The organism is Microcoleus sp. PH2017_08_TRC_O_A (assembly GCF_020738665.1).
Lineage (GTDB): Bacteria > Cyanobacteriota > Cyanobacteriia > Cyanobacteriales > Microcoleaceae > Microcoleus.
The window spans coordinates 1-21,825 of sequence record NZ_JAEQCE010000134.1 but is presented as its reverse complement, the minus strand read 5'-3'; the positions used below and the strand labels follow the sequence as shown (position 1 = coordinate 21,825).

The window sequence follows — 21,825 nt, the reverse complement described above, 5'->3', positions numbered from 1 at the left end:
TTATTCCTGTAGTTTTAGGACTGTGGACTAAAATTACTAACGTAGATGTATAACATTGACTACTTTTGGGTAGCTTTGTCCAGGTTTTTACGAGCGGTTCCTTGATTCTTCCACAATCCGCCAGGGGTTGAAACCCACGGGGCTTTTAGCACAAGTCGTCTAAAGACGACTGATACCAAATCCGACTTAAATACCCCTTTGATCTCTTCGCCAGCTAAAGCAGACTTCGTTTAACTCGCTTTGCGGTTTCAACCACCGACTTTAATCTACAGTCGTCTTCAGACGACTTCTGCTATGAGACAGGGGTTTCAACCCCTGTCGGACTTTGATAGACGCAGAAAATCTTCCTTGTTCTCTTTGCGAAATGTTACAAAGTAATAAGAAATCCATTCAGGAGAATCAGCCTTGGTACTCTACAGCCCGCAAATTGAACCCAACCAACAGCAAAACCTTTCCCCCATCGACGGTTTTGCGGGAAGACATATTGGCCCAACACCCAGCGAAATCCAGCAAATGCTAGATGTTTTGGGTATTTCCAGCCTCGATGAGTTAATTGACAAAACGATTCCAGCGGCGATTCGCATGAATCAACCCCTACAACTTCCCGCAGCCAAAAGCGAGTACGCTGCTTTGGCAGAATTGAAAGAAATTGCTGCTAAAAATCACGTATTTCGATCGTACATCGGGACAGGATATCACAACTGCATCACACCCCCAGTTATCCAGCGCAATATCCTGGAAAATCCCGGCTGGTATACAGCCTACACTCCCTACCAAGCCGAAATTGCCCAAGGGCGATTAGAAGCTTTGCTGAACTTCCAAACCATGATAATCGAGCTCACGGGTTTGGAAATTGCTAACGCTTCCTTGTTGGATGAAGCGACTGCTGCGGCGGAAGCTATGGCGGTGAGTTACGGCGCTAATAAAAATAAAGCAAAAGCGTTTTTTGTCTCGCAAGATTGTCACCCTCAAACCATCGAAGTGGTGCAAACTCGGGCTAAACCGCTGGGAATTGAAGTGATTGTCGGCGACCATCAAAGCTTTGAGTGCGATCGTACTATCTTCGGTGCACTTCTGCAATACCCTGCCACCGATGGCGCAATTTATGACTATAGCGATTTTATTCGATCGGCACATCAAGCCGGCGCCTTAGTCACAGTAGCCGCCGATATTTTGAGTCTTTGCGTGCTCACACCCCCCGGCGAATTCGGCGCTGACATAGCCGTAGGAAGCACCCAGCGCTTCGGAGTGCCGATGGGATTCGGAGGGCCCCACGCAGCCTATTTCGCGACGCGAGAAGAGTTTAAACGGCAAGTTCCAGGGCGAATTGTTGGCGTTTCCAAAGATGCTAACGGCAAATCTGCTTTACGTTTGGCTTTGCAAACTCGCGAACAGCACATCCGCCGCGAAAAAGCAACTAGCAATATTTGTACCGCCCAAGTTTTGCTAGCAGTGATGGCGAGTATGTATGCTGTTTATCACGGCCCGTCTGGACTCCAAGCAATTGCCGAACAAGTACGCAGTTTAACCGCAATTTTAGCATCTGGTCTTGCCAGTTTTGGATACAAAATTGGCGATCGACCTTTCTTCGATACTCTCCGGGTAGAATTGGGAGATAAACCGCTATCGGAAGTTCTCCAAGCCGCTCAAAATCGCCACATTAATCTGCGGGTGTTCGATGAAACAACCGTGGGGATTACTCTGGATGAAACTGTCACGGCGGGCGATGTCAAAGAGTTGTGGAAAATCTTTGCACGGGAGAAGGATTATATCAGGGGTGACGGCGAGAATTCTCTGAGCGTTCCGCTGAATGCAGACGCCTTCACTTCCTATATGATGTTACCTGAGTTTTGCGATCGGACAACCAGTTATCTCACCCATCCAGTTTTCAACAGCTACCATTCCGAAACCGAACTGTTGCGCTATATGCACCGTTTAGAAGCCAAGGATTTATCGCTAAATACATCGATGATTCCCCTAGGTTCATGCACGATGAAATTGAATGCCACAGCCGAGATGGTTCCCGTGACATGGGCGGAATTTGGTAACATACATCCCTTTGCACCGCGCAACCAAACTCGCGGCTATCAAATGATGTTCGTGCAACTCGAACAATGGCTAGCAGAAATCACCGGTTTTGCCGGAATTTCCTTGCAGCCAAACGCTGGTTCCCAGGGCGAATATGCGGGATTGTTAGTAATTCACCAATACCACGAACACCGAGGCGAATCTCACCGCAATATCTGTTTAATTCCCCAGTCAGCCCACGGTACAAATCCGGCTAGCGCGGTGATGGCTGGGATGAAAGTAGTTGCTGTCGAGTGCGATTCCCAGGGCAATATTGATGTCGCCGACTTGCAAAAAAAAGCCGACAAACACAAAAATGAACTTGCTGCTTTGATGGTGACATATCCATCTACCCACGGCGTTTTTGAGTCAGAAATTAAAGAAATTTGCCAGATTGTTCACAACTGCGGCGGACAAGTTTATATGGACGGCGCAAATATGAATGCTCAAGTTGGTTTGTGTCGCCCTGGTGATTTTGGTGCTGATGTTTGTCACTTGAATTTGCACAAAACTTTCTGCATTCCCCACGGCGGCGGCGGCCCCGGCATGGGGCCGATTGGAGTCATGTCTCATTTGGTGGAATTTTTGCCTTCTACTGATACAGAATTAAGAACTTACCCCCCCCAACCCCCCCTTGCTAAGGGGGGGAGCAAGATAGAATCGTCCCTTGGTAAGGGAGGCGGTGAAATATCGCAATCAGTTGGTGCTGTTTCGGCGGCGCCTTGGGGAAGTGCGAGCATTTTGACTATTTCTTGGATGTACATTCGGATGATGGGAGGAGTTGGTTTAACTGAGGCAACGAAGGTAGCAATTCTGAATGCGAATTATATGGCGCAACGGTTAGAATCCTATTATCCGGTTTTGTACAAAGGGAAATCTGGTTTAGTCGCCCATGAGTGTATTCTGGATTTGCGACTTCTCAAAAAGACAGCAGGCATTGAAGTCGATGATATCGCCAAACGCCTGATGGATTACGGCTATCACGCGCCGACAGTTTCTTGGCCAGTTGCCGGTACGGTGATGGTGGAACCGACGGAAAGCGAATCGAAGCAGGAATTAGACCGTTTTTGCGATGCGATGATTGCGATTCGTGGGGAGATTGCCGAGATTGAAAATGGCAATGTTGACGCGCAAAATAACGTCTTGAAAAATGCGCCACACACCGCAGAATCTCTGATGGTTGATGAGTGGAATCATCCTTATACTCGCGCCGAAGCCGCCTATCCGACTCCTTGGACTCGCGAATATAAGTTTTGGCCTGCGGTGGGCCGGATAGATAATGCGTTTGGCGATCGTAATTTCGTCTGTTCTTGTTTGCCAATGGAAGCTTACACTTAAGGTTCAAATCCATCAGTCTCAATTCATTTCCGTCTCCTAAATCTCCGTCTAAAGAGATAGAATTTGGGTAAAACTAGGTAATTTAGGAGATTTTTTCTCCTAAATACCCGTTTTATGCTACTATAGTGCCTGAAAGTAGCGGAATCCTATTCCTCATGGGTAGAAACAATGTTAATTCAACTTACTATAGAAAATTTCTTATCCTTCAGGGATGAAGTCACTTTTAGTATGGTGGGAGTTAATAGCGATAGACAACATATAGATCACCTTGCTGAAGATATAGCAGAAAAAGGGCGATCGATCTTGCCGATTGCAGCAATTTACGGAGCAAATGCAGCAGGTAAGTCAAACCTGATCGAGGCTATAAGTTTTGCCAAAAACTTAGTGGTACAGGGAACTCGCAGCACTCAAACTATCCCTGTTTATCCATTCAAATTGGGCGATTATAGTAAGCAGCCAAGCAAGTTTGAGTTTATTTTTACCCATAAAGGCGATCGATATTCCTACGGCTTCAAATTAAATAGAGAGCAAATATTTGAAGAATGGCTACATGGAATTCCTGATGGCAAAAAACAAGAAGTAATGTATTTTGAACGCATTACATCATCCCAAAAAGAAACCACAGTTGAATATGGTTCAAAGCTTAAAGGTAGAAGTAAGAAGCGTCAACAGTTTCTAGATTTTATTGCAGAGGGAACGCGCCCAAACCAACTCTTTTTAACAGAATCTCTTGAGCGAAATATTGTTGTTTTACAACCTATTTTTGACTGGTTCAGAAAAGTATTAACTATTATTCCAGCAGAAGCCGATTATACCGGCTTAGAAATTAGTGTCCTCAGTGATGAATCATTCACAGACTTTATGAGTGAGTTTCTTAAATTTGCAGGAACAGGAATTGATTCCATAGTCACAGAGAAAGTAGAGTTGGATTTTGAGCGACACTTTCCAACTATGTCTAAAGTTTTAAGAGAGAATCTGATTCAAGCCCTGAATCAAGCAGAAAAAAATTCAATTGTAATGATTGAGAACTTAGGAGGTACAAGAGATATCCTGTTTAAAGATGATGAGAGTCAAGTAATTTTGATTCAACTCAGAACTCGTCATCGCAGTGAAGATGGAGGGTTTATTGATTTTTCCATAGAAGAGGAATCAGAAGGGACTCAACGTCTGATCAATCTAATTCCGGCTTTGTTTATTCTCAAACAAGAAGAAGAAAAAGTCTTTTTCCTTGATGAACTAGATAGGCGTTTGCATCCTCTGCTTTCTCGTAACTTTGTCCAACTAGCAATTAATTGTAGAGACAAAAATAACCAACTGATCTTTACAACCCACGATACCAATTTGCTAGACCTAGATTTACTCCGGCGTGATGAAATATGGTTTGTTGAAAAGAGCGAACAAGGTGCATCTAATCTTTACTCCTTAGCCGAATTCAAAATGAGACCAGACCTGAAGATTGAGAAAGGCTATTTGAATGGACGTTTTGGGGCTATTCCCTTCTTTGGAAATCCTCAAAATTTAGGGTGGCTTAATTGTGAAACCGCTGTATCTGTCACAACAAACTAATAGCAATGGGAAAAATTAAGCGCACAAAATTATTAGACAGACAACAGGATAGGAGGGATGCCAAACTATTTATAGTTGCTACGGAAGGTAAAGAAACTGAAAAACAATATTTTAGGATATTTAATAGCAGTAGAATTAAAATAGAGATATTAGCAACTACAGAAGACGGCAAATCTTCACCTGAATATGTTTTAGAGCGTTTAGATATATTCAAAGAACGATACGATCTAAATGAGGATGATATGCTTTGGCTGGTTTCTGATGTGGATCGTTGGGGACAAAAGAAGTTGAGTTCTGTTTGTAGTCAAGCTAGGCAAAAAGGTTATAATTTAGCTATTAGCAATCCTTGTTTTGAAGTATGGTTAACTTTACACTTTGAAGATATTAATCCCCAGGATAGGACTTGCGATAATTTTAAGGGAAGACTGCGAACTATTTTAGGAAGTTACAATGGTAGCAATTTGGATCTCTCTACTTACAAGCCAAATACAGAAAATGCAGTAAATCGAGCAAAAAATCTACATCCAAGTGTTCAACAAGATTGGCCACCCACACTAGGAACCCATGTATATAGACTTGTTGAGATTCTGCGGGACAGTCTCGATAGTGACTGCTGACTTCAACATCTGCTACAATGTGAATAAGAAATTAGCATAATTTAATTAACATTTTTAGATCGCACAACCAGTTTTCAGGCACTATCAAAATGAATACAAGATTTTTGTGGCGATCGCCCTCCAACAAACCACGCTGGATTATCCTACTATTATTAGGCGTTTTGGCAGCTTTGGCAACGATCGCCACTGCGGCCTACTTCAAAAGCGCGTTAGCGAAGCTGGCCGTAGGCATCGCCCAAACAGCCAGTCCCACCTTATCTGTAGACGTGAGGGCCGATCGCCATTCCATCAGTCCCGACATCTACGGTATGAACGATTTTGCCATAGATCCGGCCCTCGCCAAAGAGTTGCGAATTCCGGTGGAACGCTGGGGCGCCAATCACACTAGCCGCTACAACTGGTTAGTCGATTCTTCCAACGTCGGCGATGACTTCTTTTTCGTCGGCGGCGGCGACAACAAAAACCCCATTCCCGGCGATTCCACCGACAAAATTGTCAAAACTAACCGCAACAACGGCAGTAAAAGCATCGTTACCATCCCGATGATAGGCTATGTAAATAAGTTTAGCACTTGGAACTGCGGTTTTAGAGTATCCAAATACGGCGCGCAAGAAAAAACCAATCCCTACATTTTTCCCGAAGGCGATAAGTGCGGCAATGGGAAGCGTCCCGACGGCACTTTAATTACTAATAATAACCGCCTTGATGTTAGTATTGTCAGTAACCCAGATTTCCAAAAAGCTTGGGTTCAACATTTAGTTAAAACCCACGGTACTGCCGCTAAAGGTGGTGTTCAAATTTATCAAATGGACAATGAACCAAGCGGTTGGGGAAACACTCACCGCGATGTTCATCCAGAACCGACAAGTTATGACGAATTGCGCGATCGCACTTTCCAATATGCCTCAATGGTAAAAGCCACAGATCCCACCGCTAAGATACTCGGCCCTTCGGATTTTGGCTGGCCTGTTTATGTGGATTCTGGGGTAAAGGGCGATCGCGAAAAACACGGCGGAGTCTGGTTTGCGCGGTGGTACTTGCAGCAAATGCGCGCCTACGAACAGCAAAAAGGTGTTCGCATCCTCGACTATTTCGACGAACACTACTATCCTGTCGTCGATGACCTCTGTTTGGCGAATTGTCCCGCAGGCGATGCTAAGACGCAAGCAGCCCGGTTGCGATCGACTCGTTCTCTGTGGGACAGCACTTATACTGATGAAAGTTGGATTGGTAAATACAATCCGCCGCTAACAATTATACCCCGGTTTCGAGAGTGGGTCAAGCAAGATTACCCAGGTACAAAAGTCGCCATTACTGAATACAATTGGGGCGGTTTGGAGTCGATGAACGGTGCCTTAACTCAAGCCGAGATCCTGGGGATTTTTGGGCGGGAACAACTGGATTTAGCGACGCTGTGGGGGCCTCCCAAGTCTTCGGAACCGGGGGCTTATGCCTTCCGAACCTACATGAATTATGACGGTAAGGGCAGCAAGTACGGGGAGACTTGGGTGCGATCGCAAAGTACAGATCTGGGACAATTGTCAATCTACGGAGCACAACGCACTCAGGATGGTGCTTTGACGCTGGTAATCATTAACAAAACCAGTAAAAACTTGACCAGCAACTTGAGTCTTAAAGGCTTTAACCCAGGTGCCAAAGCTCAAGTTTACACCTACAGCGAGGCGAACTTGCGGGCGATCGTCCGTCAGGGAGATTTGGGTGTCAGCGCTGCTGGCTTTCAGGCAACTTACCCAGCTAATTCTATTACTTTGGTTGCCATTCCGAAAGCGAAGGCTTAGTCAGTTGTCAAATCCACTAGCATTGGAATTTTTACTGTGGCGACTAATCCCCGCTAATCTCCACTAACCTTTCACCGGTTCTCAAAAGTTCCAGCGCATCTAACAAATGTGCACTAAGAATCTCTCGCAACCGATCATTTGATGTATTGCCACACGTCAACCAGATAATTTGTGGAGGCGAATCAAGACGATCGACCAAATCAACAAAGTCGCTGTCTTTAGTCATCAAAATAACTCCCTGCGCTTTGGCGGCCTCGAAAATTTCAGGATCTTCAGTATCTCTCAGTCCAATGTCGCGCAAGGCTACCGCTGCTACTCCAAGTGTATTAGTCATCCAGGTTGCGATCGCAACCTGACAGATGTGCATCTACCCAGATCGTCATGCAACTAACACTGGATGATTAAGTTTACGTGATGCGTACAAAAGAGATGCTTTGAGGTCATCTCTTTCCAAATCGGGCATTTCTTCGAGAATTTGTTCAGCACTCAAACCGGCCGCAAATAAGTCTAGTACATCTGATACCCGAATTCTCATGCCACGAATACAGGGACGACCACTACACTGTCTGGGATTAATTGTGATTCTTGCAAGTAGTTCCAACATTCAAGTTAGTGAGGGTGAACACTTATCTTCATTATATCACATTAAGCATCAACCATCCAATCAATACACTTCTGCATTTGATTTCTCATCGTTTCTCTGTCCGCATCATATCTCCGCCCATGTCCCGGCAACACCCATTCAAACGAGTAATTAGCCAAGTTTCGCATTGATTTGATTTGTTCTGCCCAAGAATACCAACAGGCTGTCCGAAAACCAATCAAATGCTGTAATTTTTCTGACCAAGCGAGATGATCGCCGCTAAACAAAAACTTGTTATTATAAAGTAAAACTGTGTGACCTTTCGTGTGACCGGGTACAGAAATAATCAATAAATCATCAGCTATTTGATGCGGTTCATTGCCAGATAATTGAATTTCCACACTGCGAGTGTCCGCATTTATTTCGTCGGTATGCAAAATGCGATCGCACTCAAAATACTCCCGGTATTTTTGATGGTCTGCCACATCATCCCGGTGAGTCAAATATAGATAGCGAATGCCACCCATTGCTTCGATATTTTTCACTAGCGGCGGCACAAAACGCGGAGAATCAACTAAAATATTGCCCTCTGGACGGACAATTAAATAGCTAGCAGCCCCGTAGGATTTTTCTGAATGGTAGCCGCAGTGGTAAACATTTTCTGTTACCAGTGCGGGCAAATTTTGCTGAACTTCTTTGATATTTTTCGGTTTGTCAACAGTGCCGATCGAACTTGTCGGACAAGACAAAAGAGCCGCGAGACCTCGCATGGATGCTGTCTCGTTGGTTGGCTGCTGGTAAACCGCAGATTGTTCTCCGGCTTGAGTAAAGACTTCCGGTGCCATCCACCGACAAGTATCGCAGTCAATGCAGCTACTATCTACGTAAAAATTACCGCTGATATTTTCGGGGCGGCGTAAATTGATGTGAGCCATTTTTTATACCTTTTAATCACTAATCAGGGCGAGAAGCCCATTATATAAAAAATTCGGGGCGGGCAAGATGCCCACCCCACCAGGATTTAACTTTCTTGTGGAATTGGCATCTTGCCCGTTCCTAAAAATACTACCGGTTCCATCAGAATTTAACTTTTTTGTGGAACGGGCCGGAGAGCCCGTTCCCAAGCAGACTGCAAACTCAAAGTTTCAATTCTACTGCTGCTTCTGGCCCGCTGGAAAAGCACCAGTTGTCACCGCCACAGTCACAGGTTGTCCGCTGCGGCTCAACTCAAGCTGCATATCCTTGCCTACGGTACTTTGCTCCACAATTTGCTGTACGCTGCCAGCATCGGTGACTTCTGTACCGTTGATTTTTTTGATCACGTCAGCAACGCGCACTCCAGCTTGTGACGCCGGCGAATTTTTTGCAACTCCCATAACTAACACGCCTTTATCTTCAGTCAGCCTCAATTTGGCGTTGGGATTTTTATTGAATTCTGCTTTGACTTCGGGAGTAATGCTCAACATCCGAACGCCGAGATAAGGATGTTCGGCTTTTCCGGTACTGACTAATTGGTTGGCAATTTGTTGGGCCCGATCGATCGGAATCGCAAAACCCAACCCTTGGGCACCTTCAATAATCGCCGTATTCATGCCGATAACTTGACCCCGCTGGTTCAGCAACGGGCCGCCGGAATTGCCGGGATTGATGGCGGCGTCGGTTTGAATAAAGCTGACGCGCTTGTCGGGAACACCCACATCGGCGCTAGAACGGCCTGTCGCGCTAATAATACCGACTGTCACGGTATTGTCCAAACCGAGGGGATTGCCGATCGCGATCGCCCATTCTCCCGGCTGTAAATCTTCCGATTTACCCAAACTCACCACAGGCAAATCGGTAGCCTCAACTTTAACAACAGCCACATCAGTAACTGTATCTACGCCCAAAACTTTGCCTGCCAATTCACGGCCATCCTTCAGTTTTACCGTCACCGTATCTGCGCCGTCAACAACGTGAGCGTTCGTCAAAATGCGGCCGTCGGAACCAAAAACAAAACCCGAACCAGAGCCTCGTTGTACTCGATTTCCCGGCTGAGGCGCAATGGGGGAATCTGGATCGAAGAAGCGGCGGAATTGTTCGGGAATCTCTTCTGGAGCTTGGTTTTTCACTGTGCGAGACGAGTTAATTCGTACTACTGCCGGGCCGACTTCCTGCACTACTTTAGTCACAAAATTAGAGTCTTGATTCGGCAATATATTTGCAGGTAAAGCTGAGATTGGCGCTGCGCTTGCAGGTTGTTCGGCTTTGATAGCATTAGAACTGCCAGGAACTTGGGAATTTAGGGCATTGCAGCCGACAGTTGCCGTGGAGCCGAGCAAAACGAGGGATAAAAAAGCAAGTTTTTTCGGCACAGAAAAACGGCGAGAATGTTGAGTTTGATTAGATTTTTTGGGGGTTGACATAGTATTAATTTGGTAGAGAATGGGTGAAAGTTATAATTATGGTTTGGCAGTTTTAGCACTACTGTACAATTAACTTAGAACTCAAGGTTCTTTAATTTTAATTGAAACATTTATCAGATGTGTTTGGGTGGTGGGATTTACCCTACAGGCTGGAGTAGAAACCAGACTGTTGCAGGCAAATTGTTGATTTTAGGTGGTCAGTGCGATCGCCCTGGGTGAGGACTGACGAATTGCCACACCTGCGATAATACCAACTACGGTAACGGATCCGCATATTCCGCATTTCCTGGAAAATCTTCATGGCCTTGCTACCGGCAGCCCATAACTCAAACAAAAATGTTGGGTTTGTTTCCTTAGCCTGCAATGAAACCGGTGCGTTGCTCGCTCGAAACAGTCGCTCTTTCTTGAGGATTGTCGATGTATCCCTATCCTACGGCTATGAACGTTAATCTAAGGAATGAGAATTAAATAACTTCCACTCTTGAAAGTGGGATGGGCGGGAGAGCCCGTACTTTTTGGACGGGCGGGACGCCCATCCCACAATAACAATTAAAATTGTCAGTTATTTAATTCGCGATCCTAAAATAGTATTATTTTCCGTAGGTTCGTACAGTGCGAGCGTCCCCGCTCGCGTGCTTGTACAAGCACGCGAGCGGGGACGCTCGCACTACCATAAAAAATGCTTCTTGCAAAACTGAGATGCTCCCAAGAGAAGAACGTTAGCTTTCGCGATCCGGAGGAAAGCAAACTGTGTCTATTTTTCATAGTTTTTCCCTGTTGGAATCTCCGCTCTCAACTTTATTGGGTTCAATGGAACTAACCGCATCAATTTCCCTCGACTTGTTCCTGGAAGTTTCCAAAATATCAACAGTATTCTTAATAAAACCAGCCATCGGTACAGCAACTAACAAACCTGCTACTCCCGCCACCTTAACTCCCACTAACAGAGACACTAAAATCCACACCGGATTGAGGCCGATAAAACCACCTAATAATCGAGGAGCAACCCCGCTTTCAATTACTTGCTCTATGACTGTCGCGACAGCTAAAACTGTCACACCGAGCCAAAAGTTGCTTAGTGTAATCAGCAAACTGACAACGCAAATACTGAAAGGTGCCCCGAAGGGAATCATCGTCATTACACCGACACCCAAACCGAAAAGCAGCCCGAAGGGAACTCGCAAAATTAAAAAAGCCACCGTCATCGACAGTCCCATCAAACCCGCCAAGGTTGCTTGTCCGACGAAGTAGTTGTGGAAGCTTCGCGCCAGCAACTGTCGCAATTGCAGACTCTGTTTGGAGGGAAACCATTTAAACAATCCTTCCCACACGCGATCGCCATGCAAGAGCAAGTAGAATGTCAGAACTATTGTCAGCAGAAAATTCACCAGACTGTCTGCCGCACCCAAGCCAAATTTGAGGATTTCGCCAGTGAGAGACTGCAATTGAGTTGAAAGTCGATCGCTCAATTGAGTAGTCAAACCGCTAACATCAATGCGAAGATTGCGATTTTCTGCCCACTTATTGAACGCTTCAATCTGTTCTGTACCGGAAACTATCCAAGTTGGGAGTCGAGTAGCGAGTTCAGTGATTTGGTTCAGCAGAATCGGAGCCAGAGTAACACCTAAAACCACCAATATCAGTAAAGTTACGAACAACACCGACAAAACTGCGCGATCGCGCTTCAGCCCGTATTTACGCAGAAAACGCACTGGATAATCTAGCAAAAAAGAGAACACTGTAGCGATTACCAAAACAGTAATCAGAGCGCGAAAATATTCAAACACTAGGAGGGCTAACCAGCAGTTGAGTACCGCTAGAGGGAATAACAGTCCGTAAGTCCACCACTGCGGCAGTTTAGTGAAACGTCTCATTAAGTTAACCAAGTTAAAATTTGAGATGCCAGATGTGAGATTGACGCTGCTATTCGCCGTTCTCCGTTAACGATTTTATGTTGCATTTAGTTATACCAGGCTGCTAAAAATTCCCACTTGCTCTGCTAGTAGCAGAAATTGGGCTGTGGGCAGGTACTCCCTGCCACAACCATGTTATCTCGTTGACGCTGGTATGGATATATTACCTGCGGAATAACTTATTTTTTGCTATTTTTAGGAAAGGAGTTTGAGGCTCACAATTCAAGCTTTTTCGCCGTGCCGTTCGAGAGCTAATTGAATTAAACGGTCTGCTAATTCGGGGAAAGAAATACCATCATGCGCCCACATTTGAGGATACATACTGGTAGCTGTAAATCCGGGGAAAGTGTTGATTTCGTTAATCAAAACTTCTCCGGTTGATTCAACGTAGAAAAAGTCTACCCGCGCTAAACCGGCAGCGTCAATGGCTAAGAATGCTTGCACTGCCATTTCTTGGATTTGCGAGACGATCGCACTGCTGACTTTTGCCGGAATTGAACACTCGGATTGTCCCTCAGTATATTTAGTTTCGTAGTCGTAGAAATCGCTTTGAAAACTAATTTCTCCCACCGTTGAAGCTTTCGGATTATCGTTGCCCAAAACCGCACATTCTAACTCTCTAGCAACCACACCAGCTTCCACAATGATCCGCCTGTCGTAGCTGGCGGCGCCATCAAGAGCGGCTTCTAACTCAGCGCGCGATCGAGCCTTAGAAATGCCCACAGACGAACCCAAATTTGCTGGTTTAATAAAGCAAGGATAGCCCAACTCAGCTTCAATTTTGTCGCACAGTTTGGGGAAAACGCAAGGATTCGACCAGATTTCGGAACGATTGACAGCGATGTATTTTACCTGCGGCAAACCTGCGTTAGCAAAAGCCATTTTCATCGCAATTTTATCCATTCCCATCGCCGAACCCAAAACCCCCGAACCGACAAAAGGAACTTGCAATAATTTCAGCAATCCTTGCACCGTACCGTCTTCACCGTTAGGCCCGTGTAAAACCGGAAACCAAACATCTACTCCATTAAAATTAGGAAATTGCCAAGCTTCTCCTGCTTGTGACTCTATTTCCAGAGGTTTGCCGGCGGCTAAGACTTGCTGCGGTAATGTTCCCGACAGCCAGCGGCCGTCTTTTTGGATGTAAAAGGGCAGAACTTCGTATTTAGAAGCATTTTCGTCAGCAGCGAGGGCACGGGCGATCGCCCTTGCCGAACTAATAGAGACTTCATGTTCGCCCGATCGCCCGCCGAAGAGTAACCCGATCCGCATCTTCGTCATTTTTCCATACTCCCGATACTTTTTGATAAATATACACGCAGAGAGCGCAGCCAACGCAGAAATGAACGCTTTAAGACTACCTATCCCCTCCCTTCCACTCTTCCTCTGTGTCCTCTGCGCTCTCTGCGGTAAAAAAATATATCTTGTTAAAAGACTCCGAGACTCTAGCAAATATTATCTATGGAGGTTACTGGGGCTGTATTGGTTTCACAAAACTGCTGTTAGCCGGCACAAAACAATTACTCGGCGCGCCGGTACCCTCACTTTTTTCTATAAAAAACCAAGGTTGACGTTGGGCATCGTACAAAACCCCCAATCCGCTAGGGCCCAGATAGATTTCAAAATTCTGCCCTGGTTTCAAAGTACCAACTACAGGCCAACTGCCAATATTTAAATTTACCTTGCTTCCAGGGTCTTCTATTTCCTGAATAGAGTGCGGGCCCATGCGACATTTAACACCGTTGGGGTCTGAATCTGTGGCTTCCCAATATCGGTGAGATGTTCTTTTATACTCTCCACGTTCGTTTGGCTGCGGCAATTCCACTTGAGGAATTGAATTTTGCGTCTTGTCAAATTCAGAATTTTGTGTCATGTTATTTAGACTCTTTTTTCGTATTAGAGTTTTATTGCGGTGTTCCAGCCAGCCACAAAGCTAAATTGCGGACATAAGTTTTGATATCATCTAAAGCCTGTGACTCTGTTTGCATAGTGTTTCCCGGCGGTTCAGTCACAAAGCTTGGACAACCCATATCCAAATTCCAATTATAATCGCAGAAGTGATGAAAAGTCGATTGAGCCACTCCACGTCCGAGCTGATTTCCGATCGTATCGGGAGGCCACTCGAAAGCAACAGCGAGGTTAAAAATGCGATCGCTCACCAAACTTTTCCCTTGTGCAATTACCCTACCGTACTGATCGCCTGGGGGGACACCCACAGCACCTTCGTGGGGATGAGCCGGAAAAAACTCGATCGCTTCCCCAGAAGCACCAGACCTTTTCAAAAGAGAATGCACCGGATCGATCGCGATAATTCTCTGATAATTCCCATTGCGTCCAGAATGATAGTTAGGCCAAGAAATATTAGTAGTATCAACATCATCTATGCAATGTTTCGATGGATCTGGATCGGGATTTTTAGTTTGAAAAAAATGTGCAGCCCCCACACCAGAAATAGTGCAGATAGACGAACCTAAATCTTGATGGTCGCGAGTTGCCAAAATCCCCCCGCCCCGTTGGTGAAAAGCCTTAATTCCCGCACAATCTTTTTCAGTCAAACCGTCTCCTACATCAACAGCAAACAGCCACAGCTCGTCAAATATTGATTCTCCCAAACTGCTTAGGATTGGGTCATTCCCTTCTATATTTGATTCGCGGTTTCTTGCCGTTACTTGAAATAATTGATTTCCCCGATCGTCCTTCAGATTAGCCAAATAGTCTCGCAACAAAGAGAAACGCTCGATACTCCAGTCATCCTCAGTTGTTGGAATCGTTGTTTGCAGTAAAATGCGAATTGGTTTTTCCATTTTAATCAGGGGAACGGGGAATAGTTTTGAGTTAGTGGATATGGAAGGGAGGAAAAGAAATTAAATTCGCAATCTAATTTAGATTTTCCAGCATTTCGCCAGTCAAACTAAAAGCGCGAATATCAGTAATTTTAACACGCACAATCTTACCAGCCAATTGTGCAATATCCCCCTTAAAAAATGTGAGACGATTGCCGCGAGTGCGCCCCATCACCTGAGTTGGATCTTTGAGATTTTGGACTTCCACCAAAACCTCCTCCGTGCGCCCGAAATAGCGCTGCGATCGCTCCATAGCCGTTGTTGTCACGACATGATTGATACGTTGCAGGCGATCGGCTTTTACCTCCTCACTCAACTGATTTTCCCACAACGCAGCAGGCGTTCCCGGGCGAGGCGAATAAGCAGCAGTATTCACCAAATCAAAACCAACATCTTCGATCAACTTCAGAGTCTTCTCAAACTGCGCCTCCGTCTCCCCAGGAAACCCGACAATCGCATCAGCCGTAATCGAAGCATCAGGCATATAACGGCGAATCATATCAACAATTCGCAGATATTTCTCCTGAGTATAACCCCGAGACATCGCCTTCAGAATATCATTATCCCCCGACTGAAAAGGCACGTGAAAATGTTCGCAAACCTGCGGTAACTCCGCACAAGCCTTAATCAATCGTTCATTAAAATAGCGAGGGTGGCTAGTAGCAAAACGCAGGCGATCGACACCAGGAACATCCTGCACAAAATAAAGCAAATCAGTCAAAGTATGCAGGTTGCTACCATCCGGTTTCGTCCCCGGCAAATCGCGCCCGTAAGCATCAATATTCTGCCCCAACAAAGTTACTTCCTTGTAACCTTGACGGCCCAACTCCTCCATTTCAGCCCGAATTGCCTCCGGCATTCGCGACTGTTCAACCCCGCGAACATTTGGCACAACACAATAAGTGCAGCGTTCATTGCAGCCATAAATTACATTCACCCAAGCAGTCACATGGCTGTCGCGACGAGGCTTAGTAATATCCTCCATAATCTCCACAGCTTCCGTCGCCACAACTTGATTTCCCTGGAAAACTTGTTCCAGCAAATCTTCAAGTCGATTAGCGTGTTGCGGGCCCATTACTAAGTCCAATTCCGGCACTCTCCGTAACAGCGCCTCACCTTCCTGTTGCGCCACGCATCCAGCTACAACTAAAGTCAAACCCGGTTCTTTACGCTTGCGATGAGCTTGCCTTCCGAGGTTAGAATAAACTCTTTGTTCGGCATTATCGCGAATGGTGCAAGTATTGTAGAGAATCAAACTAGCGTCGTTCGGGTCTTCCGAGAACTCAAAGCCCATATTTTCCAGAATGCCAGCCATCCGTTCGGAGTCGGCTTTGTTCATCTGGCATCCGAAAGTGGTAATGTGATAGCGGCGGGGTTTAACGGTCATGGCGAATTGCAGGAAAATAAAAAATCTAGGTTTTCAACCTTAACCAACTATTATATAACAAGTCTCAACCCTTTGTGAACTTTTCTTGTTCTTAATTTATTGAAAAACAACTTTCACAAACCTTTAGGGTGTGTGAGGCGCGGCGATTAATACCATTGCTGAAAAATATTGCTACAATATATTTTGGGGTTTGTTTACAATAGCTGGTGCTGGTGGTGCTTCGCCATTAGATTGTCGATTGTGATGCAGAGATTTATCGCAGGCGACACACCCTAACTACAAACCTATGATATTTATTTAGATTGTAAAAAATGTAAAATAGTTTTAGCAATACCTTGCCCAGCCAAGTAAGGAACTCCATTTCCAACTGTTTTAAACATATTCGTCAATGTCATATTATCCGGCAGTGCAAACTCTTTTGGTAGAGACTGAATAGCTAGTGTTTCAGCAACAGAAAGCCTGCGAACTTTGTAAGGGTGCAAGTGAACTTCGTTATTACCGTAACAAGCAGTCGGCGAATAACGCCAGCGGTGCAGGCGCTTGAAAGATTTTTTTGAATCGTCTCCCTCATCGACCTCAGCAAACCTTTTAATACCTGCTCTTGGTTCAAAATAATGTTCAGCGTTGGGATGGTTGAGAACATCATTTTTTTGAAACCAAAACTCAACTGTTAATTCTTGGGTGATGCCATCGGGACAAGGCAAAAAACCATCGCGTACAAAAGCATTTCTTTCAGACCAATGATGACAAAAAACTTCTGATTTGGGATATAATATCTGAGTTTCCCAGGGGAATAAATTTTCAGGTAACATTGGGCTGGTTTCATCTAGAATAATCCCCAGATTTTTGACAAGATTTTTTTTAAAGCCAATCAAAATAATTCGGTCTCTATCCTGCGGTACTCCATATTCGATCGCATTTATTAAACGTTCCACAAAAAAATATTCCGAATCAGCCAACTTAAGCTTGAGTTCGTCGTAAAAAGCTTTATGTTTTTTTGTCCTCCACAAACCTTTGACATTTTCAAACAAAAAGAAATCCGGCTGCTGCTGGCAAATCAATTCAATGTAGGAAGCTGAAAGTTTGCCTTTATCTCCTTCCTGCCCTCGGTTTTTACCACCCACAGAAAAGTCTGGACAAGGCGGCCCCGCGATAAATCCCACAATATCGTGATGCTGGCGGGCATCCTGCATCAATTCCCGCAGGCGAGAAGCTGTTTTTCCCCCTACAAGTTGAGTGACATCTGCTTCCTCGCCTTCGCAGTATCCGTATTCTGGTAGCGGCAAATTCAGGCACTGCCGAGAGTAGCGGTATGCTTGCATGAAAGGTGGGAAAATTTCATTGACATAGGCTACATGAAACCCATTTAATTCAAAACCGAGGTCAAGGAATCCCGAACCGGAAAAAAAGGAGAATATACAGGGAGAACGGTACATTAAATCATCCCAGTTATTTTAAACTAAGCTTACTATAAATTCGGTTGGGCTTGCACCTGACTATTGCTAAAAGTCGCAGAACCCCGCGCCGGACACGGCAGTGCCGTTTCCCTACTCAAATATGGGCAACCACGGAGGGATTGCCCCTACAAATTCCAATAATTCTTAAAACCATTGGCCGCCTCGGAAACGCCAGTAGGGAAACAAAATCCGCATTAGTGTTTGCGATGCTAGATAAATAGCCAGCCACACTAAACTGTAATGCAATGCAAAAGCTGTTAAGTCAAAATTTTCTCGCGGTATTCCCGGCAAACCGATAATTTTAATTAAAAATAACACAAAAAGTGCTTCCCAAATCCCGGCGATTAATTGAAATGCGCCGGGCCAATCTCGATCCCAGCGAAACTGCTGGATGTAGATATATAAGATATCCCAGCCGATGCCAAAAATTGCTACATAACCTAAAATTAAGAAAAAGATTGCACCTGATGTGGAAGTGATTAAACCTAGAAAAAATGGCAGGGTTACTAAAACGCCGATGGTTGCAAATAGCAGTAACCGAGTTTGCCAGCGGCCGAATAAGGTGGGGGTCATTCGATTTTAGATTTTAGATTTTGGATTTTAGATTGGGGATTTTGAATTTTGGATTTTAGATTGGGGATTGGCGATTTTGAATTGGTGATTTTGAATTGGGGATTGGGGATTGGGATTTGAGGTTGAATGCGAAGCTCTTTTACATCTGTTAAATCCGCTACAAAATCCGTTACCGAACTTTTTCAATTTAGCCGGGAGATTTATTTAAAATCCACTTTGACCATTGTAGGAACGATCGCCAAACGCTCAATTTCCCAACACCCGGAACTCCGTTAGCTGCCAGACTTTCAACGGAACGCAGGGCGGCGTATTGCAAGCCCAAAAAGCTGTCTACGGGCGCGTAAGGCCCGCCCAAAGTAATCGCGCCCGCTGCGTACACCCGCCCTTCTGGGTTGTTGGGGGAGGCGTTCCGCAATTCGGGCACTTCAAAATCGTTGTTGACACTCAAACGCCCCAAATTGTTGAGGGGAAGATTGTATTGAATTACCAAATCCTCTAACAGGGGACTGGTTTTTACCTTAGCGTCCAAACCTGTCGCGTCAATAATAAAATCAGCTTGTAACTTAATTTGCCCTTTGAGATCCTTTTCTTGAATGTAAGTCACGGTGCGGTTTTGACTGTCGCGCTCGACTCGCTCGACTTCCCCGAAGGTAATTTGATACCATCCTTGACTTAAACCTTCTTTGACTATCCGCCGCCAGTCGCTGCGATTGGCTGTGGTAGTGCCGCCCCAGTCTCCGAGAAACTGCGGGCGAAATTCGGGTTTGGCTTTTTCCAAAAGTACGCGGAGTTCGCCGCCCCAACAGGCTTTGGGCCAGTTGAAAGGTTGAAATTCATAGTGATTTTCGACGACTCGCACGGTGAGGTTAAATTTGTTACCTTGAGGTTTGGGCGATCGCATCAAATGCAATACTTGAATGTTGGCATTTCGCTGTCGCGCTTCATAAATTCGCTGCACCACCCGCGAAGCCACAATTCCCCGCCCTCTAATTAAAACGCTGCCGCCCCTCGCCTCCAACTTTTCGTAAACGCCGTCGTGACTTTCGTAAGCGTTGACAACCGACTCAAAATCCTGGGTTTTTTCGCGATATTCTTGCAAGTCGGGCAAAAATTGAATGGCGGGATAGCCGGTGGCTAAGTGTACGTATTTGGCGATTAAAAAAGCACGATCGCGCTGGTTGGCATTCGATCGAGAATAAGCGATCGCGTACCTACCGTCATCTGTCTGGCGAATCGCCCGCACTCTCCCGTAGCGAAACATCTGATTCCACCCGATACGCACAGTTTCCCTGTCAATCGAATCAAACACATTTCCGGCGCGCGGCGTATAAGTTTCGGCAAAAGTCGGTTCCGCAAACACCTGCCACATCAACTTCAGCGACACCATCAACCGCCCTTTCCGCAATTCCTGCCAAGCTTCCCGCACAGCATAGGGAGGCCAGCCCCAAATGTTGTCTGGACACGAGTCAGAATTCGATCGCAGCCTTTCCCTGAGCGGAATTTGAGAATTCAGGCACAACCGACGGTAACGGGCGTAAGGTTGCTCTTCCATGCCCAGAACGGCAATTCGATCGACCTTCACGCCGCAAATTCTCAGCAAATCCACCCAAATCAAGCTGCCCAAACCGCCACCAACAGCAGCCCAATCAATTTCTTCAACCGGGAGTCCCATAGATTGGATCGATCGCATTGTGACTTGATTTGCCTGCAAAAATGCGATCGGCGGAAATTCTCCCCTACTATTTGTTTGAGGCACCGGCGACACCATGGGCTGCCCCAACGCGGGGTCTGGCCTATTGGTCTGCGGGTTAAAGAAAATGTGAGAATTGACAGACTGGGTTTCTGTGGAATTAACAGTAAATGAAATGGCTATCTTGTAGGGCCCGATTTGCAGCATATCGCCATTTGCCAGCACGCACCGGGTTTGGCGGGTGCCGTTGACAAAAGTACCGTTGCGACTGCCGGTGTCAGTAACTACAATACTGTCGCCTTCGGTGGCAATCACAGCGTGAAACCGAGACACTTGACTGCTTTTGAGGGGAATTCGAGAAACTCGCTCACCGTTGATGGTGGAGGGCATACCTTCAAAAATACGTCCCAAAGCGATGGGCAATTCGAGTATCGGGGAGCGACAATCCCCCGTAGCTGTATCTTTCCAAGTAAGTCGCAGGTGCAAGGGTTGAGGATTCATTATTATTTTTTAAACATCAGCCGTCGGCTTTGAGCTTTCTGGGAAAAAAGATTTTTGAATTTGAGAGATTTGATTTGATCTCGGGGCCTATCTCAAAAACTTTAATAGTTTTAGGTGCATGGGGGCTAGAAACCGAGAATATCTGTAGATTTCTCGTTATTTCGCCCCTGATATTTGAGATTTTCGATTGAATGCAGTCCCAAAAGTGTCAAGAAGTAAAAATTAGATGCCGTTGCCAGCAAGATCCTAGCATTGGCGATCGCGCGATCGAACAAAAGAGCGATCGCGCGATTCTGGCTTTTTCTCTTCCCTCAAGGAGACAGCACCACACTCGCCGCCGCCGCCAAAGAAGTACCGCACCACGGACACCCCGCACTCAACTGCGCGTAAGGCGAAACGCGGCTGCACTTGGGACACTGCAAACCGTAAATAGAAGGCTGCGTCGGCGGGGAAGAAATTTGCACCGGAGGCGCCCCAAGCAAAACTGTCAGCGGCGCGGCTAAGTGCACCTCAGTTACATTCACCTCGATTTCCACTTGGCCTAAATGGATGCGGCTGTCGGATTTCAATATTGCTTCGCCCGAGGCGAGAATTTTTCCGTCTACCAGGGGCGGATTGCTGGCGCGCAAATTCCGCACTGCATACTCCTGCAATTCGCGATTAAAAAATATTTCGACGTGCAACCCCGATACGCTCGAATCCGAAAATACTATATCGCACTGCGCTGGGTCGCGTCCGAGTCTCACGCTTCCCGGGTTTTTGCTTGGCTGTTCGTTTAGAATCGTCTGAGTTTGACGAACCCCAGCCTCTGTCCATGTTAAATTTAGCTGGTTTGTCATCGTTTTATAAGAAATACCGTGAAAACCCTGGGACTTTAGTCCAGGGATGAAAGGGCATTGCAGGATTGATCCTGCCAGTTAAATATTTACCAATTCTAGTAAAATCAATCAAGGAGGGTAAAAAAAGATGTACGCAGTACAAAGAGACCTTTGGCATTTAACAGGACTCGACAAAATCATTGTCGAGCAACTGTTGAGGTGGTCAAACAATCTGTTTAATGTCGGGACTTACGAAAGTCGGCAACGGTAC

Annotated in this window: 17 protein-coding genes and 1 pseudogene; 5 read left to right on the top strand and 13 right to left on the bottom strand. The window is 45.7% G+C overall.

Annotation, left to right across the window (positions count from 1 at the left end; all coding sequences use genetic code 11):
- The first annotated feature begins 405 nt into the window (after nt 1-405).
- The 4 genes from gcvP to JGK22_RS30915 all read left to right on the top strand — a co-directional run bounded on the left by gcvP (nt 406) and on the right by JGK22_RS30915 (nt 7,387).
- Nucleotides 406-3,405 carry an aminomethyl-transferring glycine dehydrogenase gene (gcvP, locus tag JGK22_RS30930; protein ID WP_293216700.1) on the top strand — a complete coding sequence of 1,000 codons (3,000 nt, stop codon included), beginning with the start codon at nt 406-408 and terminating at the stop codon, nt 3,403-3,405.
- A 168-nt stretch (nt 3,406-3,573) separates the two neighbouring features.
- A complete protein-coding gene (locus tag JGK22_RS30925; RefSeq protein ID WP_293184459.1) occupies nt 3,574-4,971 on the top strand; it encodes an ATP/GTP-binding protein in 1,398 nt (465 codons plus the stop codon).
- A 5-nt stretch (nt 4,972-4,976) separates the two neighbouring features.
- Nucleotides 4,977-5,588, top strand: a complete 612-nt coding sequence (locus JGK22_RS30920) for an RloB family protein (RefSeq protein WP_293184456.1) — start codon at nt 4,977-4,979, stop codon at nt 5,586-5,588.
- 89 nt (nt 5,589-5,677) lie between these two features.
- Nucleotides 5,678-7,387 (top strand): glycoside hydrolase family 44 protein, encoded by a 1,710-nt coding sequence (locus JGK22_RS30915; protein ID WP_293314416.1) that lies wholly within the window; start codon nt 5,678-5,680, stop codon nt 7,385-7,387.
- A gap of 43 nt (nt 7,388-7,430) precedes the next feature.
- Here JGK22_RS30915 and JGK22_RS30910 read toward each other — a convergent pair whose 3' ends face one another.
- The 13 genes from JGK22_RS30910 to JGK22_RS30850 form a co-directional block, all read right to left on the bottom strand.
- Nucleotides 7,431-7,754: a DUF5615 family PIN-like protein gene (locus JGK22_RS30910; RefSeq protein ID WP_293314414.1), complete on the bottom strand. Its 324-nt coding sequence runs from the start codon at nt 7,752-7,754 to the stop codon at nt 7,431-7,433.
- 12 nt (nt 7,755-7,766) lie between these two features.
- On the bottom strand, nt 7,767-7,991 hold the full coding sequence (locus JGK22_RS30905; protein ID WP_293184449.1) for a DUF433 domain-containing protein: 225 nt from the start codon (nt 7,989-7,991) through the stop codon (nt 7,767-7,769).
- A gap of 41 nt (nt 7,992-8,032) precedes the next feature.
- Entirely contained in the window at nt 8,033-8,905 is an 873-nt protein-coding gene (locus JGK22_RS30900; protein ID WP_293204991.1) for an MBL fold metallo-hydrolase, read from the bottom strand.
- A 216-nt stretch (nt 8,906-9,121) separates the two neighbouring features.
- On the bottom strand, nt 9,122-10,372 hold the full coding sequence (locus JGK22_RS30895; RefSeq protein ID WP_293314412.1) for an HhoA/HhoB/HtrA family serine endopeptidase: 1,251 nt from the start codon (nt 10,370-10,372) through the stop codon (nt 9,122-9,124).
- 761 nt (nt 10,373-11,133) lie between these two features.
- Nucleotides 11,134-12,246, bottom strand: a complete 1,113-nt coding sequence (locus tag JGK22_RS30890; protein ID WP_293193255.1) for an AI-2E family transporter — start codon at nt 12,244-12,246, stop codon at nt 11,134-11,136.
- Between the two features lie 261 nt (nt 12,247-12,507).
- Nucleotides 12,508-13,566, bottom strand: a complete 1,059-nt coding sequence (locus JGK22_RS30885; RefSeq protein ID WP_293184437.1) for a D-alanine--D-alanine ligase family protein — start codon at nt 13,564-13,566, stop codon at nt 12,508-12,510.
- Nucleotides 13,567-13,753: 187 nt separating this feature from the next.
- Nucleotides 13,754-14,158: a hypothetical protein gene (locus JGK22_RS30880; protein ID WP_293184435.1), complete on the bottom strand. Its 405-nt coding sequence runs from the start codon at nt 14,156-14,158 to the stop codon at nt 13,754-13,756.
- Nucleotides 14,159-14,189: 31 nt separating this feature from the next.
- The gene (locus JGK22_RS30875; RefSeq protein ID WP_293216712.1) at nt 14,190-15,089 is read right to left on the bottom strand and encodes a hypothetical protein; all 900 of its coding nucleotides are present in this window, start codon (nt 15,087-15,089) and stop codon (nt 14,190-14,192) included.
- 73 nt (nt 15,090-15,162) lie between these two features.
- Entirely contained in the window at nt 15,163-16,515 is a 1,353-nt protein-coding gene (gene miaB / locus JGK22_RS30870) for a tRNA (N6-isopentenyl adenosine(37)-C2)-methylthiotransferase MiaB (protein ID WP_293274828.1), read from the bottom strand.
- A gap of 293 nt (nt 16,516-16,808) precedes the next feature.
- On the bottom strand, nt 16,809-17,951 hold the full coding sequence (locus JGK22_RS30865; RefSeq protein WP_293184429.1) for a DNA cytosine methyltransferase: 1,143 nt from the start codon (nt 17,949-17,951) through the stop codon (nt 16,809-16,811).
- Nucleotides 17,952-18,116: 165 nt separating this feature from the next.
- The gene (locus JGK22_RS30860) at nt 18,117-18,545 is read right to left on the bottom strand and encodes a hypothetical protein (protein WP_293216721.1); all 429 of its coding nucleotides are present in this window, start codon (nt 18,543-18,545) and stop codon (nt 18,117-18,119) included.
- Between the two features lie 187 nt (nt 18,546-18,732).
- On the bottom strand, nt 18,733-20,736 hold the full coding sequence (locus JGK22_RS30855; RefSeq protein ID WP_293184425.1) for an FHA domain-containing protein: 2,004 nt from the start codon (nt 20,734-20,736) through the stop codon (nt 18,733-18,735).
- 311 nt (nt 20,737-21,047) lie between these two features.
- Nucleotides 21,048-21,575: an FHA domain-containing protein gene (locus tag JGK22_RS30850; protein WP_293184423.1), complete on the bottom strand. Its 528-nt coding sequence runs from the start codon at nt 21,573-21,575 to the stop codon at nt 21,048-21,050.
- 127 nt (nt 21,576-21,702) lie between these two features.
- On the opposite strand from JGK22_RS30850, the pseudogene JGK22_RS33380 reads away from it, so the two are divergent.
- A pseudogene (locus tag JGK22_RS33380) lies at nt 21,703-21,825 on the top strand (RNA-guided endonuclease TnpB family protein); the annotation flags it as partial.

Excerpts from the sequence above, each read along its gene's own strand:
- JGK22_RS30925 (WP_293184459.1), top strand. The coding sequence starts at position 3,574 with ATGTTAATTCAACTTACTATAGAAAATTTCTTATCCTTCAGGGATGAA.
- JGK22_RS30920 (WP_293184456.1), top strand. The coding sequence starts at position 4,977 with ATGGGAAAAATTAAGCGCACAAAATTATTAGACAGACAACAGGATAGG.
- JGK22_RS30915 (WP_293314416.1), top strand. The coding sequence starts at position 5,678 with ATGAATACAAGATTTTTGTGGCGATCGCCCTCCAACAAACCACGCTGG.
- JGK22_RS30910 (WP_293314414.1), bottom strand. The coding sequence starts at position 7,754 with ATGCACATCTGTCAGGTTGCGATCGCAACCTGGATGACTAATACACTT.
- JGK22_RS30905 (WP_293184449.1), bottom strand. The coding sequence starts at position 7,991 with ATGTTGGAACTACTTGCAAGAATCACAATTAATCCCAGACAGTGTAGT.
- JGK22_RS30900 (WP_293204991.1), bottom strand. The coding sequence starts at position 8,905 with ATGGCTCACATCAATTTACGCCGCCCCGAAAATATCAGCGGTAATTTT.
- JGK22_RS30895 (WP_293314412.1), bottom strand. The coding sequence starts at position 10,372 with ATGTCAACCCCCAAAAAATCTAATCAAACTCAACATTCTCGCCGTTTT.
- JGK22_RS30890 (WP_293193255.1), bottom strand. The coding sequence starts at position 12,246 with ATGAGACGTTTCACTAAACTGCCGCAGTGGTGGACTTACGGACTGTTA.
- JGK22_RS30885 (WP_293184437.1), bottom strand. The coding sequence starts at position 13,566 with ATGACGAAGATGCGGATCGGGTTACTCTTCGGCGGGCGATCGGGCGAA.
- JGK22_RS30880 (WP_293184435.1), bottom strand. The coding sequence starts at position 14,158 with ATGACACAAAATTCTGAATTTGACAAGACGCAAAATTCAATTCCTCAA.
- JGK22_RS30875 (WP_293216712.1), bottom strand. The coding sequence starts at position 15,089 with ATGGAAAAACCAATTCGCATTTTACTGCAAACAACGATTCCAACAACT.
- miaB (WP_293274828.1), bottom strand. The coding sequence starts at position 16,515 with ATGACCGTTAAACCCCGCCGCTATCACATTACCACTTTCGGATGCCAG.
- JGK22_RS30865 (WP_293184429.1), bottom strand. The coding sequence starts at position 17,951 with ATGTACCGTTCTCCCTGTATATTCTCCTTTTTTTCCGGTTCGGGATTC.
- JGK22_RS30860 (WP_293216721.1), bottom strand. The coding sequence starts at position 18,545 with ATGACCCCCACCTTATTCGGCCGCTGGCAAACTCGGTTACTGCTATTT.
- JGK22_RS30855 (WP_293184425.1), bottom strand. The coding sequence starts at position 20,736 with ATGAATCCTCAACCCTTGCACCTGCGACTTACTTGGAAAGATACAGCT.
- JGK22_RS30850 (WP_293184423.1), bottom strand. The coding sequence starts at position 21,575 with ATGACAAACCAGCTAAATTTAACATGGACAGAGGCTGGGGTTCGTCAA.